Source organism: Alloalcanivorax marinus (assembly GCF_016906305.1).
Classification (GTDB): domain Bacteria; phylum Pseudomonadota; class Gammaproteobacteria; order Pseudomonadales; family Alcanivoracaceae; genus Alloalcanivorax; species Alloalcanivorax marinus.
Genome location: NZ_JADDOL010000008.1, coordinates 99,545 through 113,178, shown reverse-complemented (window position 1 = coordinate 113,178; position 13,634 = coordinate 99,545). Strand labels below are relative to the sequence as shown.

Below are 13,634 nucleotides of genomic sequence, written 5' to 3'. Positions count from 1 at the left end.
GATTACGAGCCGGCCCAGCGAATGGCCAATGTCTCCGCCGGAGATGCCCGGCTAGTCGCTGATCGCGGCTTCGATCAACCGGACCCATTCAGAGATCATCCGGCTCCGGTATTCCGGGCGTTTACGCAATATGTCCGAGAACGCCACGCCCCGGATGAATTCCACGCAGAGGTCGGCGAGTAGCTGATACTCCTCATGCTTCTTCCAGGGATCGAGCAGCCTGCCGACCACGCGGTCCAGATCGGAGCGGGCGGCTTTCTCCGCCTGGTAGAGGGCGTCGCGCAGTTCCTGATCGTTGCGTGAAATCGCCCACAGCTCCATTTCGGCCAGATACGACGGTTTCGCCATGTTGTCGCTGAGTACGATCAACGCGTTCTCGATAGTCCCGTCGCCGGAAAAGGATTCATTGATTTGTTGCTCATTGAGACGCACCAGTCGCTCGATGGTTGATGCCAGCAGCGCCGCCCGGCTGGGGAAGTGATGCAGCAGCGCCCCGCGGCTGACCGCGGCACGTTTTTGCACCGCCACGGTGGTGGTCTTCGCCACCCCCTCGTTAATCAGCAATTCCACCGCCGCATCGGTGATCCGGTCCTTCATGGACTGACCCGCACGGGCTCCGTGACTGGGATTATTCATTGAGATTGCGCTCCCAAAATCTGAATGATAGCTTGCAGTCAGTCATGACTGACTGTCAAGAAACGAGAATCCCGCCTATTGGAGAGAATCATGCTGGAGCTGACAACCGTTCGGATCGCGCAGGACGAGAACAATCCGAGAGTCGCCAGACTGCTGCTTAACCGGCCGGGCCGGCTGAATGCCATTATCGACCAGACCGGTGATGATATCCGGCGCGCGGTACGCTGGGCCGAGGACAATGACGAGGTTCATGTGATCGTGGTGGAGGGCGCTGGTAAAGGCTTCTGTGGTGGTTACGATCTGGCGCACTATGCCGAGCGGCAGGAAGAGCACCCTTGCCAGCAGGAATCCACGCCCTGGGACCCGATGGTGGATTACGCCCGCATGAAGCGGAATACCGAGGATTTCATGAGCCTCTGGCGTTCCCGAAAACCCACCATCGCCAAGATTCACGGTGCCGCCGCCGCCGGCGGCAGCGATATCGCGCTGTGCTGTGATTTGATGATCATGGCGAGCAACGCCCGCATCGGCTACATGCCGACCCGGGTATGGGGCTGTCCGACCACCGCCATGTGGACCTACCGGCTGGGCCCGATCCGGGCCAAGCAGATGATGTTTACCGGCGATCTGATTTCCGGAGAGCAGGCCCGCGAGTGGGGGCTGGCCAATTATGTGGTGCCGGAAGAAGAGCTGGAAGCCAAAACCCGTGAAGTGGCGGACCGCATCGCGGCGGTGCCGTGCAGCCATTTGAGCATGCACAAGCTGGTGGTGAACCAGGTCATGCTGACCATGGGGCTGGAGCAAACGCAGATGATGGCCACGGTGTTCGACGGCATCACCCGGCATAACCCGGAGGGGATGTGGTTCAGGCGTTACGCCCAGGTGGAGGGGTTCAAGGCGGCGGTGGAGTGGCGTGACAGCGGCCGGAATATTCCGGAAGGCGATGACGCGCGCGAGCGGATCGCTGAACTGGAGCGGCGTTTGAAGGAACTCGAGGGGGAGTGATCCCCCCTTTTTTTCGCCTGCCATGCCGGCCGTCCCTGGCGCCACGCTCAGGAGCCGCTGGGGGAGACGCCCGGCACCGGGCACAGGGTGGCAACTTTCAAGCCGTTCAGAACGCCAGCGAAAAGCCCGCCAGTACCGAGCGCGGCGCCCCCGGGTGGGCGATGGCGGCGGTGGAGGCCCGCGCGATGTAGCGCTCGTCGAACAGATTGTTGACCTTGAGGCTGGCGCGCAGGTTGTTCCATCGGTACCAGAGGCCGGCGTCGGCCACGGTGTAGCCGTCCAGCGGCAGTTCAGTGTCGAACTGGGCGGTGCTTTCGCTCACATAGCGGGCGCCGCCACCCAGGCCCAGACCGTCCAGCGGGCCGCCGAAGTCGTAGGCCAGCCACAGCCGCGCCAGGTGCAGGGACACGCCGCCCAGCCGCTCGCCTTTCTGATCGGGGTCGCCTTTGTTGTCCAGCACCTCGGTGTCCGTGTAGCTGTAATTGGCCAGTACCTTGAGTCGTTCGGTGAGGCGGCCCGTGATGTCCAGTTCCACGCCCTGGGCGCGTTGGCTGACACCGGGGAAGTAGGCGCTCTCTCCGGTGTTGTCGAAGTAGTCCTGATCCAGGACCGCCACGTCGTCCTTCTCCAAGCGGTACAACGACAGGGTGGAGGAGAGCCGTTCGCCGAAACCGCTTTTCAAGCCGACTTCAAGCTGTTCTCCGGTTTCCGGGTCCAGCGGGGTGCCGCGGCGATCCACGGCGAAGGCGCGTTGTGGCTGGAAGGACTGGCTGGCGCTGGCGTAAACGGAGTGCTGGTCCGTCAACCGATAGAGCAGACCGCCCCGGGCCGTCACCGCCCGGTCGTCCAAGTCCGGGGAGTCCACGCCGTCGACGCTGCCGGTGGTGAGCACATCATCAAAGCGGACGCCGAGCAGCACCTTCAGGCGGCCGTCCTCGAGCAGGGAAAGCTGATCCTGGAGGTACAGCGCCCACCAGCGGGTGTTCGACGGTTCGTCGGACGGATTCTGATTGCCCGGCGGGGTGTAGCGCACCCTTGGGTCGGCGCTGATCGGCACCACCAGGGCGTTGAGCCGAAAGCGCTCCCAGTCGGTGTCCAGATGAGTGATTTCCGTGCCGATCAGAAGCTCATGGCCCACGTCGCCGGTGCGGAAGCGGGCGATGCCGTCCAGCACGAACTGCACTTCGTCTTCCCGGCGCTCTTCGTTCTGGTAGCGCAGCGCCAGGTCGCTGTCGTTGTTGAGTACCCGCAGGTTGCGCAGGGATTCATTGCGGTTGTCGGCGCGGTGCAGTTGCAGCTGGTTGCGCAGCGTCCAGGTGGGGCTGAAGCGATGCGTCAGTTGATAGCTGGCGTAATAGTCCCGGTGGTCCCGGCCGGCCAGGTGGTCGTCGCCGAAGAAGGTGCGGTCCGGCACCAGGGGTTTGCCATTGGCGGAGAGCGGCACGCCGGAGTCGTAGGGTTGCTCTTCCCGGGTGTAGGCGAAATCGAACAGCACCTCGGTATTGTCGCTCGGGAACCACAGGAAACTGGGCGCGATCGCGGTGCGCTTCAGGCGGACATCGTCGCGGAACGAATCGCTGTCGGTGTGCGCCAGGTTAAGGCGGTACAGCCAGCTGTAAGCCGGATTCAGGGTGCCGGTGGAATCCAGGGTGGTGCGGCGGAAGGCGTCGCTGCCCAGTTGCTGGCTGATCACGTGGCGGGATTCCGCTTGCGGACGCTTGGTCACGTAGCTGATCACGCCGCCCGGTTCCAGGGCGCCGTAGAGAATCGAGGCCGGGCCCTTGAGCACCTCCACCCGCTCCACATTGACCAGGTCCACGGCGCCGGCGCTGGTGGCGCGCAGGCCGTTGCGCAGCAGCACCGGTGATTCAAAACCGCGAATCATCGGCAGCACCTCGGACTGGGCGTTCAGGGTATTGCCGGCCTGCTGCACGCCGCTGACGTTTTCGTACACGTCCTTCAGGCTGACCGCTTGCTGTTCGTCAATGACGTCCCGTGGCACCACTTGTACCGAGGCCGGTGTTTCGATCAGCGGCGTATCGGTGCGGGTGCCCGTGGCGCTGCGCCGGGCCGTGTAGCCTTGCACGGCGCTGGTGGCGGTTTCCCAGCCGTCCTTCACCGTTACCGGCGCGAGCCGCGCGGATTGCGGTTTGTTCAGGGTGATCATGCCCTGGCGCAGTTGATAGTCCAGGCCGGTGCCGGCGAGCATCCTCTCCAGGGCCTGCCCGACGCTGAGCCGGCCCTGCACCGCGCGGGCCTGTTTGCCGGCCACCAGAGCACTGCTGGCGGTCACTTCCAGGCCGACCTGCTGGCCGAACTGAATCAGAGCGGCGTCCAGTGGCTGGGCCGGAATGTCGAAAGAGTGGGTCTGGCCCGCGGCCTCGGTGCCGGTTTGGGCGCGGGCGGCGAGGGGGACCAGGGCGCCGGTCGCGGCGATCAGGCTCAGGGCGGTCAGCCAGGCCGCCAGAGACCGTCGGCGGGCCGGCGGTATCAGGGCAAGAAGGGTCATGCGGCGTTGTCCTATGGGTTGATTGTCATTCCGGTCTGGGAATAGGACGAATCACGTCGCGGTTTTTCCAAAGTCAGTCGTTCAGCACCAATACCCAGGGGGTCAGCCGGTGCAGGGTGCCGCCGTGGGCGGCGGCCAGTTTGCCGAGAGTGGCGGCGGGCTCGCGCAGCCCGTAGAGGCCGGTGACCCGTTGCCGGGCGAAGCCGTCGGTGACAATGATGGTGCCCGAATAGTACGGGCGCAGGGCCTCCACCACCGCGCCGATGGGCAGGTCCCGCGCCACCAGTTGGCCCCGACGCCAGCCCGCCACATCCCCCGGCGGCACCCGGTCGAGCCCGGCGACATGGTCGGCGGTGATGGTCAGCCGGTCTCCGGCGGTCAGGGTCCGGCGCAGGCCATCGTTCTCCACGTTGACGCGGCCGTGGGCCACGCTGACACGGGTACCCTGGCCGCCGTGGCGCACATTGAAGGCGGTGCCCAGCACCGTGGTGCGGGTGTCGCCACTGACCACCAGGAACGACCGGTCCGGTTCCGGTCTGACCTCGAAGAAGGCTTCGCCGCGCAACAGGTCCACCCGACGTTGCCGCGGGCCCATGGCGAGGCGAATGGCGCTTTCCGGGGCCAGATACACCTGGCTGCCATCCTCCAGGGTCACCCGCCGTTGCTCGCCGGTGGCGGTCAGGTGGTCGGCGCTGAGCCGCAGGCTCAAGGTGGGCAGCACCGCCACCAGCAGGGCGGCGGCCACCGCCAACCCGGCCAGATGCCGCCAGCGCCACCGGCGTGCCGGCAGGGTCTGCGGCTCCGGCCAGGCCCGGCGCGTGCCGGCTTCCACCCGGCCCAGGCCTTCCCAGGTGCGGCGTGCCCGGTGCCAGGCCCGGCGGTGGGACGGGGCGGCATCCAGCCAGGCCTGGAGGCGCGCGCGCAGTGCCTCGTTGTCCGGGTCGTCGGCGAGCAGCACGGCCCAGTTGGCGGCCTGGTCGTCCGCTTCCGGGTCGGTATGGTGATCATGGTTGGACATGGCTGATCCGTTCTTCGCCGGGGCACCCGGCCTTGGGCGTTGTTTCCATGGCTATGACGAAGCGTGCGCGGACTTTTCCAAGGCGGTGCTCAGAGCCGCTTCTGGCAATGTTTGATGCCTTCCTTGACCAGGTATTGTGCCATGGACAGGGAAACATCCAGATGGGCCGCGATTTCGCGCAGCTTATAGCCGCCGATTCGATGCATCTCCACCGCCAGACGGGTACGCGCGGGCAGTTCCGCCAGGGCCTGTTCCAGGCGATTCAGTTCGTCGCGGGTGATGACCGCCTCTTCCACGGAAGGCCAGGGGCCGGGTTGCCGGCTGGCGATGTCCTCCGCGTTGTCCACGAACAGATCGGTTTCCAGACGTGTCCGCCGCTGACTGTCCAGAGCCAGGTTGCGGACGATGCGGTAAAGGTAGGCCACCGGATTGTCCGGCCAGGTGTCGCGTACGGCGTCGCTGAAACGCAGCCAGGCGTCCTGGGTAATATCCTGCGCCGTGCTGCTGTCGTTGACGAGACGCCGCGCATAGGTAAGCAGGTCCTGTTGGTGGGCGCGGTAAAGCGCCGCGGCGAGTCGGTCGGACATGGGGCGGTCGGCGTTTTTTTAATAATGATAATTGTTATCAATTATAGAGGTGGGCCGAATCCCGCGCAATGCTCCCCGGTCTCCGCCGGGCCCTACGGCTGGAATTTCCCGAGCTTCGCCTTGAGCCGCTTGTCCATGCGCCGGAAAAACGGCTGGGTGTACTTCACCGCCGGACCGGGCACCGCGGCCAGCACCAGGCTGCCCACCGTGCCCAGGGGGCTGCCCACCCGTGCCGGTTGGTCGCGCAGCGCCTTGAGCAGCCAGCCGGCGGCGTCCTCCACCTTCATCATGCGCATGTGCTTGTAGATCGAGGTGCGGCTGGACATGGGCGTGCGCACCATGGGGAAGTAGACCATGGTGGCGCGGATGCCCTTGTGGCCGAGCTCCGCATTGAGGGAGCGGGAATAGGATTCCAGCGCCGCCTTGCTGGCGAGATAGGCGGAGAACAGCGGGATCGGCACCTGGGCGGAGAGGGTGGAGGCGTTGACCACGTGGCCGTGGCCCTGCTCCAGAAAGCGCGGGATCAGCCCCATGGTCATGCGCAGGGCGCCGAAGTAGTTGAGCTGCATGGTGCGCTCGTAGTCGTGGATGCGATCCAGGGCGTCGACGATCGGGCGACGGATCGAGTGGGCGGCGTTGTTGACCAGGGCGTCCACCCGCGGGTGCTCGGCGAGCAGGGCGTCCACGGCGGTGTCGATGCTGTCCGGGTGGGTCAGATCGGTGGGATAGATCCAGGCGCGGCCGCCGTCGGCGTGGATGTCGGCCTGCACCCGCGCCAGCTCCTCCTCACGGCGGGCCAGCAGGCACAGCCGCGCGCCCCGGCGCGCCAGCTGGCGGGCGGCTTCCTCGCCGATGCCGCTGGAGGCGCCGGTGAGCACGATGGTTTTGCCGTTGAAGCTCATGGAAGGTCTCCGTGGTGGGCGTGCAAACGACCCATGTTGACCGGCGCGGCGGGGAAAGAAAATGACCGGGCCGGCGACGCCATCAGGATTCTCCCTTGCCTTTTTATTGTTACGTTATAACATAAGCACACCAAGTGCTTTGCTCCGGGAGATTTCCCATGACCGACCACCGCCTGCCGGTGACCGTGCTGTCCGGCTTTCTGGGCGCCGGCAAGACCACGGTACTCAACCATATCCTCAATAATCGCGACGGCCGCCGGGTGGCGGTGATCGTCAACGACATGAGCGAGATCAACATCGACGCCAGCCTGGTGAACCAGCAGGTGAGCCTGAACCGCGCCGAGGAAAAGCTGGTGGAGATGAGCAATGGCTGCATCTGCTGCACCCTGCGCGAGGACCTGCTGCTGGAGGTGCGGCGGCTGGCCGCCGAAGGGCGGTTCGATTACCTGGTGATCGAGTCCACCGGCATTTCCGAGCCGTTGCCGGTGGCCGAGACCTTCACCTTCGAGGGCGAGGACGGCCAGAGCCTGTCGTCGGTGGCGCGCCTGGACACCCTGGTGACGGTGGTGGACGGCGCCAATTTCGCCAACGATTACCAGCGCGCCGCCGAGCTGCGCGACACCGGCGAGAGCCTGGGCGAGGACGACGAGCGCAACGTGGCGGACCTGCTGGTGGACCAGATCGAATTCTGCGACGTGCTGCTGGTGAGCAAGACCGACCTGATCGACGAGGCGCAGCGGCGCACGGTGATCGGCATGCTGCGCGCCCTGAATCCGGAGGCGGAGATCGTGCCGATTCGCCAGGGCGCGGTGCCCCTGGATAAGGTGCTGAATACCGGCCGCTTCGACTTCGAGCGCGCCAGCCTGGCGCCGGGCTGGCTCAAGGAGATGCGCGGCGAACACACGCCGGAGACCGAGGAATACGGCATTTCCAGCTTTACTTACACCGCCCGGCGGCCGTTCCACCCGCGCCGCTTCCACGATTTCCTGCATCGTGAGTGGGACAACGGCAAGCTGCTGCGTTCCAAGGGCTACTTCTGGCTGGCCACCCGGCCGCAACTGGCCGGCACCTGGAGCCAGGCCGGCGGCATCGCCCACCACGGCGTGGCCGGCTTTTTCTGGAAGGCGGTGCCCGAGGCGCGCTGGCCGCAGGACCCGGAAACGGTGGCCTTCATTCGCGAGAAATGGCAGGAGCCGTTCGGCGATATGCGTCAGGAGCTGGTGTTCATCGGCCAGAATATGGACCCGGCGATCACCCGGGCGGCCCTGGATGCCTGCCTGCTCAGCGAAGCGGACACCCTGGCCGGGCCGGACCACTGGCGCACCCTGGACGATCCGTTTCCGGACTGGGGGCTGGCCGAGGCGGTATGAACGGCGCCGGTGACCGGATAATATAACGTCGCGCCGGGGGCCCGCCCGGCGTCACCCATCCTGAGACGGGCGCGGCGGGAGCAACCATGGCGGACAATCGGGAAGCACAATTGGACATCGCGCAGCGGCGCTGCGAGGCCCGGGGCCTGCGGTTGACGCCGCAACGGCGCCAGGTGATGGCGTTGCTGCTCGGCCATGAAGCGCCGGTCAGCGCCTACGACCTGCTCGACGAGCTGCAGCGCGAGCACCAGCCCGGCGCCAAGCCGCCCACCATCTACCGGGCCCTGGATTTTCTGGTGTCCGCCGGCCTGGCCCACCGGCTGGCGTCCACCAACCGCTACCTGGCCTGCGACCATCTGGCCTGCGACCACGGCCACGAGGCCGGGACGCTGTTTCTGGTCTGTGATGAATGTGGCGTGGTGCGCGAGGCGCCCATGGACAGCCCGCTGCGCCGGCAGCTGAACCGCAGCCTGGACCGGGAGGGCTTCCACGCGGACGCCCAGCCGCTGGAGATGCACGGCCGCTGCGACCGCTGCGGCTGATCGCGGCCGAAGTCGCTCCTACGGGCGCCCTGGTAGGAGCGACTTCAGTCGCGATCTCTTTTCTTAAAACAGACCCTTTTCCCGCGCCGCGTGGCGCACCAGCTCCCCGGTAATGCCCACCGGCCGCCCGAAGGAACGGTCGTAGTGCGCCTGGTTCAGGGCGTGGCATTCCTTGCTGATAAGGTCGTACAGATCCCGGGGCGTCAGGCCCTCCGCGTCGGGCAGCGCGCGCAGACCGAACACGGCGTAATCGATACGCTGCCGGCCGGCCGCCTTGAGCAGCTCCGGCACCCAGCCCTCCGGCGACAGCTGGGTCTGGTAACGCAGGTTCTGATAGTCCAGCTGCGCCGCCAGAGCGCCGGCGTCCACCACCTGGAAATAATTGCCCACCACCAGGGTCAGCAACTGATCCAGGCGTCGCCAGACCAGCCGTTTCTGTTCTTCCGAGTAGGCGTTCCAGTCCACCACTTCATGGCTGAAGCGGCGACAGCCGCGACAGACGGTGTCGCCGAAGACGGTGGAACAGACGCCGATGCAGGGGGTGCCGATGCGGGATTTGCTCATGGGCGGATTGTAACGGGGAAGCCAGGGAGGGGTCGACGGTATCTTGCCCCCGGGCGCCGCGCTAAAATGCGATACACCGTCTTCGTTTCCCGCGGATTCATCATGCCCCCAGCCTCCGCCCGATTATGGCGCGACCCGCGCCTGCCGTTCGCGGAAAGCCGCCGCGCCACGGACAGCCGCGCCTGCTATCGCCCCCACAGCCATTCCACCTGGTCGATCGGCGTGGTGGACCGGGGGCGCAGCGATTTCAGCTGCCCCGGTGCCGGCCGGATTCTGGAACCGGGCACCTTGATCAGCATTCCCGCCTGGTTGCCCCATGCCTGTAACCCCCTGCCCGGGCGCACCTGGGGCTACCAGATGCTGTATCTGGATCCGGGCTGGATGCGCCACTGGGCCGGGGCGCTGCCCACGGAGGTCCAGGTGTGCCGGAACGTTCGCGCCTATGCCGGCTTCCGCCGTCTCAACGACTGTCTGTTTTCCAACCGGGCTCCGGACGTCAAGGCGGCGGCGTTGGCGGCGTTCGTGAGCGAAGGGCTCTGGCGCGGCGAGCCCCTCGCCGGGCCGCCTCCGACGACCCCGGACCTGGAGCCGGCCCGTCGCTGGCTGGCGGAGCCGTCGGCGGAGGCGCCGTCGATACCGGCGCTGGCGGCGCGGTTGGGGCTGAGCCGCTACCAGTTGACCCGGCGTTTCCAGGACGCCACCGGCATGACCCCGCATGCCTTCCGGCTGGACCGGCGGGTGGACCGGGCCAGAAGCCTGCTGCGGGCGGGCGCGCCGCTCAGCCAGGTGGCCCAGGATCTGGGTTTCGCTGACCAAAGCCACTTCCAGCGGGTCTTCAAGGAGCGGGTGGCGATGACACCGGGGGCCTATCGGCGACCGCGCTGAGCGCACTTTTCTTCAATCCTTCCGGGGCGATTTTCCCTAAGGTGCCGGCTCCGCCCACGGAGAGGCCCCATGCCGGATTCGTTCATCGCCATCGCCGCCGCCCATTTTCTCGCCCTGTTGAGCCCGGGCCCCGATTTTATCCTGATCGCGCGCAGCGCCCTGGTGCGTGGCTGGCGGACGGCGGTGGCGGTGTGCGTCGGCGTGGCCTTGGGCAATGGTGTCTTCATCGCCCTGGCGGTGAGCGGGTTCGCCCTGCTGGACGCCGCGGGGCCACTGTTCCGGGCGGTGCAATGGGCGGGGGCCGCCTGGCTGTTCTACCTGGGGGTACGATTCTGGCGGGCCGCGTCCCGGGCGCCCGCCGGCGACGCCGGAACCGGCGGCGCGGCCCTCCACGGGCGGGCCGGGTTTCTGGCCGGGCTGGCGTCGGCGTTGCTCAACCCGAAGAACGGGCTTTTCTATATGGGCCTGTTTTCGTTGCTGGCGGCGCGCGCCACGCCCACCGGCGTGCAGGTGCTCTATGGCCTGTGGATGTTTCTGGTGGTGCTGTTTTGGGATTTGCTGGTGGCGCGTCTGATGGTCGCCCGGGGCCGGGCGCCGGGGCTGGCCCGCCACGGCCCCTGGGTGGAGCGTGCCGCCGGCCTGCTGTTGACCGGCCTGGCGTTCGGGGTGGTGCTGGCCTAGGCGCGGCCCCGTAGGAGCGGCTTCAGCCGCGATTGGCCGCGATCAATAACGCTCCGAATCAACGTCCCGCTCGGTGAGGCGGCGTTTGTTCTGCAGCAGGGTTTTCCAGTCTTCCACGTATTCCGGCAGGGGCGGCGAGGCCCGGTTGAGGCCGGTCATTTCCTGAAACGCCGGCGGGCTGATCGGCTTGCCGCCGTACAGATGCGCGAGCCGATGCAGGGCGTGGGTGTGCAGCTTGCGCTGGGATTCGAAGCGCTGGTCGTAGTAGCTGTACTTATCGTCCCAGCCGAGCAGCCGGGTGTGCACGTCAAAGCGCTGGTAGGGGCGCAGTTCGCGGATGTAGGCGATCTCGGTGTTGGCCACCACGGTGCTGGCGCGGGCGGTGACGGTGCGATGCAGCAGCCCGGTGACCACGGCGTGCTCCAGGCGGCAGCGGTCCATGATTTTCACGTACTTGCCGGTGCTGAGCTGCAGGTTCAGGTCGATGTCCAGCAGCCCGACCCGGAATTCCAGGCTGACCACGTCGAACAGGTCGTGGGTGGGCGGCCGCTTCCGGCGCCGCGCCGCGTTGATCAGTTCCAGCATGAATGGTTGTTCCTTCCCCGGGCGCCGGCACGGCCGGCGCGATACTTCCAGCAGGATACAGGATCAGGCCGCCCGGGCCAGATGGATGCTGAACAGATTATCATCGTCCACCCAGCTGGACAGGGGCGTGAAACCGGCGCCCATCAGCTCCCGGGAGAAGCCCTCCACGGTGAACTTGTAGGAATTCTCGGTGTGGATGCGGCTGCCCGCCGGCAAATCGATACGCCGGTCGCCCACGGTGATGGACTGATCCCGGCGACATTCCAGGTGCATTTCGATGCGCTGCTCCCGGTCGTTGTAGAACGCCCGGTGGACGAAGGCGTCCGGGTCGAAACCGCAGCCCAGCCGCCGGTTGAGATGGTGCAGGGCGTTGAGATTGAAGGCGGCGGTGTGGCCGGCGGCGTCATTGTAGGCGGCATTGAGACGCGCCGGGTCCTTCTGCAGGTCGGCGCCGATCAGCAGGTAGCCCTGGTCGCCGGCCAGATGGCGCAGGCCGCGCAGGAAATCGCCCCGTGCCGACGGCTCGAAGTTGCCGATGGTGGACCCGGGGAAGAACACCAGCCGCGGCCGGCCGCCGTCGTCGGCGGGAAAGCTGAGCGCCTGGGAGTAATCCGCGCACACCGCGTTGAAGCGCACCGCCGGGTAGCGCGGCGCCAGCGCCCGGGTGGCGTCGAGCAGGCATTCCCGGGAAATCTCCAGCGGCATGTAGCCGCTGGGCCGCCAGCGGTCCAGCAGGATACGCACTTTCTCGCAGCCGCCGGCGCCGGGTTCGGCGATCACCAGATCCGAGCCGAGCTCCGCCGCCATGGCGTCGGCGTGGTCGGCCAGCAGCGACGCCTCGGTGCGGGTGGGGTAGTACTCGGGAGTGCGGGTGATGGCGTCGAACAGGGCCGAGCCGCGCTCGTCGTAGAAGTATTTGGGGTCCAGGGTGGGCCGGGGCGCCGACAGGGAGGTGGCCACCTCCCGGGCGGCGTCGGTCATCGGCGGCTGCAGATCCAGGAAGGTCAGATTAGGCAAGAGTTGTTGCGGATGGGCCACGGGGCGCCTCCATGCTCTGGGCCAAACGAACGCCGCTGAACTGCCAGCGCAGATGGGGATAGAAAAAGTTGCGGTAGCTGGCGCGCAGATGGTCCCGGTGGCTGACGCAGGACCCGCCGCGCAGCACCATCTGGTTACTCATGAATTTGCCGTTGTACTCGCCCACGGCCCCCGCCGCCGGCGCGAAGCCGGGGTAGGGCAGGTAGGCGCTGCCGGTCCATTCCCAAACGTCGCCGAACAGTTGCAGCGGCGCGTCCGCCTCGTCGCCGGCGGCGGCCACCGAGGGGTGGAAGCGGCCGTTGCCGACGAACCCGCCGGCCACCGGCCGGTCGGCGGCGGCGTGTTCCCATTCCGCCTCGGTGGGCAGGCGCTTGCCGCACCAGCGGGCGAAGGCGTCCGCCTCGTAGTAATTGAGGTGGGCCACCGGCTCGTGCAGCTGGATCGGGCGGCGCCCGGCCAGGGTGTAATACTCCGGCGCGCCGTCCTCCAGGAACCAGTACAGCGGCGCGGTGGCGCCGCTGGCGCGTACCCAGTCCCAGCCGTCGGACAGCCACAGCTCCGGGCGCCGGTAGCCGCCGTCGTCGATGAACGCCAGATACTCGGCGCAGGTGCTGGGGCGGTTGGCCAGGGCGAAGGGTTCCAGCCACTGGCGGTGACGGGGCGTCTCATTGTCAAAATAAAAGCCCTCGGTGGCGCCGATCTCCACCAGGCCGCCGGGGTAGTTCAGCCAGCGGAATTCCGCCGCCCGGGCGCCGTCGTCGTCCCGGGGCCGGTACACCGGCCACAGGGGGTTATAGGAAAAACTGTGCTTGATGTCGGTGAGCAGCAACTCCTGATGCTGCTGCTCGTGCTCGATGCCCAGCGCCACCAGAGCCAGCAGCCCGGGATCGTTCTCGCCGGCCAGCAGGGTCTGCATGGCCTCGTCCACCTGGGCGCGCCAGCGCCGTACCGTGTCGATGCCGGGCCGCGACAGCAGATGCCGTTGCGGGCGCGGGTACTGGGCGCCGACGCCGTTGTAATAGCTGTTGAACAGGTATTCGAAGCGCTCGTCGAAGGGCTGGTAGCCGGACAGCCCCGGCTTGAGAATGAAGGTCTCGAAGAACCAGGTGGTGTGCGCCAGGTGCCAGCGCGGCGGGCTCACCTCGGGGCAGGCCTGCAGGCCCATGTCCTCGGCACTGAGCGGTTCGCACAGCGTCTCGCTGAAGCGCCGGGTCTCCGCCAGACGGGCGGCCAGGCCACCGTCGCGCGGGTGACTGTCGGGCAGACTCATAGAAGATCCCTTCTTCTCTTTCCCTTGGGGGGATTACCAGAA

The 13,634-nt window shown here is 67.0% G+C and carries 14 protein-coding genes; 5 read left to right on the top strand and 9 right to left on the bottom strand.

All coding sequences use genetic code 11. From position 1 onward, the window contains the following. Positions 1-51: 51 nt before the first annotated feature. Entirely contained in the window at positions 52-597 is a 546-nt protein-coding gene (locus tag IM760_RS09115; protein ID WP_204428512.1) for a TetR/AcrR family transcriptional regulator, read from the bottom strand. A gap of 129 nt (positions 598-726) precedes the next feature. On the opposite strand from IM760_RS09115, the gene IM760_RS09110 reads away from it, so the two are divergent. Beyond that, complete coding sequence (locus IM760_RS09110) at positions 727-1,641, top strand: crotonase/enoyl-CoA hydratase family protein (RefSeq protein WP_204428510.1); 915 nt, start codon at positions 727-729, stop codon at positions 1,639-1,641. Between the two features lie 106 nt (positions 1,642-1,747). Here IM760_RS09110 and IM760_RS09105 read toward each other — a convergent pair whose 3' ends face one another. The 4 genes from IM760_RS09105 to IM760_RS09090 form a co-directional block, all read right to left on the bottom strand. Beyond that, on the bottom strand, positions 1,748-4,150 hold the full coding sequence (locus IM760_RS09105) for a TonB-dependent siderophore receptor (protein ID WP_204428508.1): 2,403 nt from the start codon (positions 4,148-4,150) through the stop codon (positions 1,748-1,750). A 73-nt stretch (positions 4,151-4,223) separates the two neighbouring features. Continuing rightward, positions 4,224-5,168, bottom strand: coding sequence for a FecR family protein (locus IM760_RS09100; protein WP_204428506.1), 945 nt, complete (start codon positions 5,166-5,168; stop codon positions 4,224-4,226). An 89-nt stretch (positions 5,169-5,257) separates the two neighbouring features. Then, complete coding sequence (locus IM760_RS09095; RefSeq protein ID WP_204428504.1) at positions 5,258-5,755, bottom strand: sigma-70 family RNA polymerase sigma factor; 498 nt, start codon at positions 5,753-5,755, stop codon at positions 5,258-5,260. Between the two features lie 92 nt (positions 5,756-5,847). Next, on the bottom strand, positions 5,848-6,657 hold the full coding sequence (locus tag IM760_RS09090) for an SDR family NAD(P)-dependent oxidoreductase (RefSeq protein WP_204428502.1): 810 nt from the start codon (positions 6,655-6,657) through the stop codon (positions 5,848-5,850). Between the two features lie 158 nt (positions 6,658-6,815). On the opposite strand from IM760_RS09090, the gene zigA reads away from it, so the two are divergent. Beyond that, positions 6,816-8,027, top strand: coding sequence for a zinc metallochaperone GTPase ZigA (gene zigA / locus IM760_RS09085; RefSeq protein WP_204428501.1), 1,212 nt, complete (start codon positions 6,816-6,818; stop codon positions 8,025-8,027). A gap of 86 nt (positions 8,028-8,113) precedes the next feature. Then, positions 8,114-8,569 carry a Fur family transcriptional regulator gene (locus IM760_RS09080; RefSeq protein WP_204428500.1) on the top strand — a complete coding sequence of 152 codons (456 nt, stop codon included), beginning with the start codon at positions 8,114-8,116 and terminating at the stop codon, positions 8,567-8,569. Between the two features lie 63 nt (positions 8,570-8,632). On the opposite strand, the gene IM760_RS09075 is transcribed toward IM760_RS09080, so the two are convergent. Further along, entirely contained in the window at positions 8,633-9,133 is a 501-nt protein-coding gene (locus tag IM760_RS09075) for a DUF1289 domain-containing protein (RefSeq protein WP_204428499.1), read from the bottom strand. A 102-nt stretch (positions 9,134-9,235) separates the two neighbouring features. Between IM760_RS09075 and IM760_RS09070 the strand changes: the two genes are divergently transcribed. Then, a complete protein-coding gene (locus tag IM760_RS09070) occupies positions 9,236-10,018 on the top strand; it encodes an AraC family transcriptional regulator (RefSeq protein ID WP_204428498.1) in 783 nt (260 codons plus the stop codon). 69 nt (positions 10,019-10,087) lie between these two features. Continuing rightward, positions 10,088-10,699 (top strand): LysE family translocator, encoded by a 612-nt coding sequence (locus IM760_RS09065; protein ID WP_204428497.1) that lies wholly within the window; start codon positions 10,088-10,090, stop codon positions 10,697-10,699. Positions 10,700-10,741: 42 nt separating this feature from the next. Here the strand turns inward: IM760_RS09065 and IM760_RS09060 are convergent, their stop codons facing one another. From IM760_RS09060 to egtB, 3 genes are all read right to left on the bottom strand, one after another. Then, positions 10,742-11,284: a thioesterase family protein gene (locus IM760_RS09060; RefSeq protein WP_204428496.1), complete on the bottom strand. Its 543-nt coding sequence runs from the start codon at positions 11,282-11,284 to the stop codon at positions 10,742-10,744. A gap of 63 nt (positions 11,285-11,347) precedes the next feature. Continuing rightward, positions 11,348-12,322 carry an L-histidine N(alpha)-methyltransferase gene (gene egtD / locus IM760_RS09055; protein ID WP_262730551.1) on the bottom strand — a complete coding sequence of 325 codons (975 nt, stop codon included), beginning with the start codon at positions 12,320-12,322 and terminating at the stop codon, positions 11,348-11,350. Beyond that, a complete protein-coding gene (gene egtB / locus IM760_RS09050) occupies positions 12,294-13,592 on the bottom strand; it encodes an ergothioneine biosynthesis protein EgtB (RefSeq protein WP_204428495.1) in 1,299 nt (432 codons plus the stop codon). Before egtB ends, egtD begins: the two co-directional genes overlap by 29 nt. Positions 13,593-13,634 lie beyond the last annotated feature (42 nt).

What these genes read in the sequence shown, in the direction of transcription:
- IM760_RS09110 (WP_204428510.1), top strand. Translation starts at nt 727, where the DNA reads ATGCTGGAGCTGACAACCGTTCGGATCGCGCAGGACGAGAACAATCCG.
- egtB (WP_204428495.1), bottom strand. Translation starts at nt 13,592, where the DNA reads ATGAGTCTGCCCGACAGTCACCCGCGCGACGGTGGCCTGGCCGCCCGT.
- IM760_RS09090 (WP_204428502.1), bottom strand. Translation starts at nt 6,657, where the DNA reads ATGAGCTTCAACGGCAAAACCATCGTGCTCACCGGCGCCTCCAGCGGC.
- IM760_RS09075 (WP_204428499.1), bottom strand. Translation starts at nt 9,133, where the DNA reads ATGAGCAAATCCCGCATCGGCACCCCCTGCATCGGCGTCTGTTCCACC.
- IM760_RS09070 (WP_204428498.1), top strand. Translation starts at nt 9,236, where the DNA reads ATGCCCCCAGCCTCCGCCCGATTATGGCGCGACCCGCGCCTGCCGTTC.
- IM760_RS09105 (WP_204428508.1), bottom strand. Translation starts at nt 4,150, where the DNA reads ATGACCCTTCTTGCCCTGATACCGCCGGCCCGCCGACGGTCTCTGGCG.
- IM760_RS09100 (WP_204428506.1), bottom strand. Translation starts at nt 5,168, where the DNA reads ATGTCCAACCATGATCACCATACCGACCCGGAAGCGGACGACCAGGCC.
- IM760_RS09060 (WP_204428496.1), bottom strand. Translation starts at nt 11,284, where the DNA reads ATGCTGGAACTGATCAACGCGGCGCGGCGCCGGAAGCGGCCGCCCACC.
- IM760_RS09115 (WP_204428512.1), bottom strand. Translation starts at nt 597, where the DNA reads ATGAAGGACCGGATCACCGATGCGGCGGTGGAATTGCTGATTAACGAG.
- IM760_RS09065 (WP_204428497.1), top strand. Translation starts at nt 10,088, where the DNA reads ATGCCGGATTCGTTCATCGCCATCGCCGCCGCCCATTTTCTCGCCCTG.
- IM760_RS09080 (WP_204428500.1), top strand. Translation starts at nt 8,114, where the DNA reads ATGGCGGACAATCGGGAAGCACAATTGGACATCGCGCAGCGGCGCTGC.
- zigA (WP_204428501.1), top strand. Translation starts at nt 6,816, where the DNA reads ATGACCGACCACCGCCTGCCGGTGACCGTGCTGTCCGGCTTTCTGGGC.
- IM760_RS09095 (WP_204428504.1), bottom strand. Translation starts at nt 5,755, where the DNA reads ATGTCCGACCGACTCGCCGCGGCGCTTTACCGCGCCCACCAACAGGAC.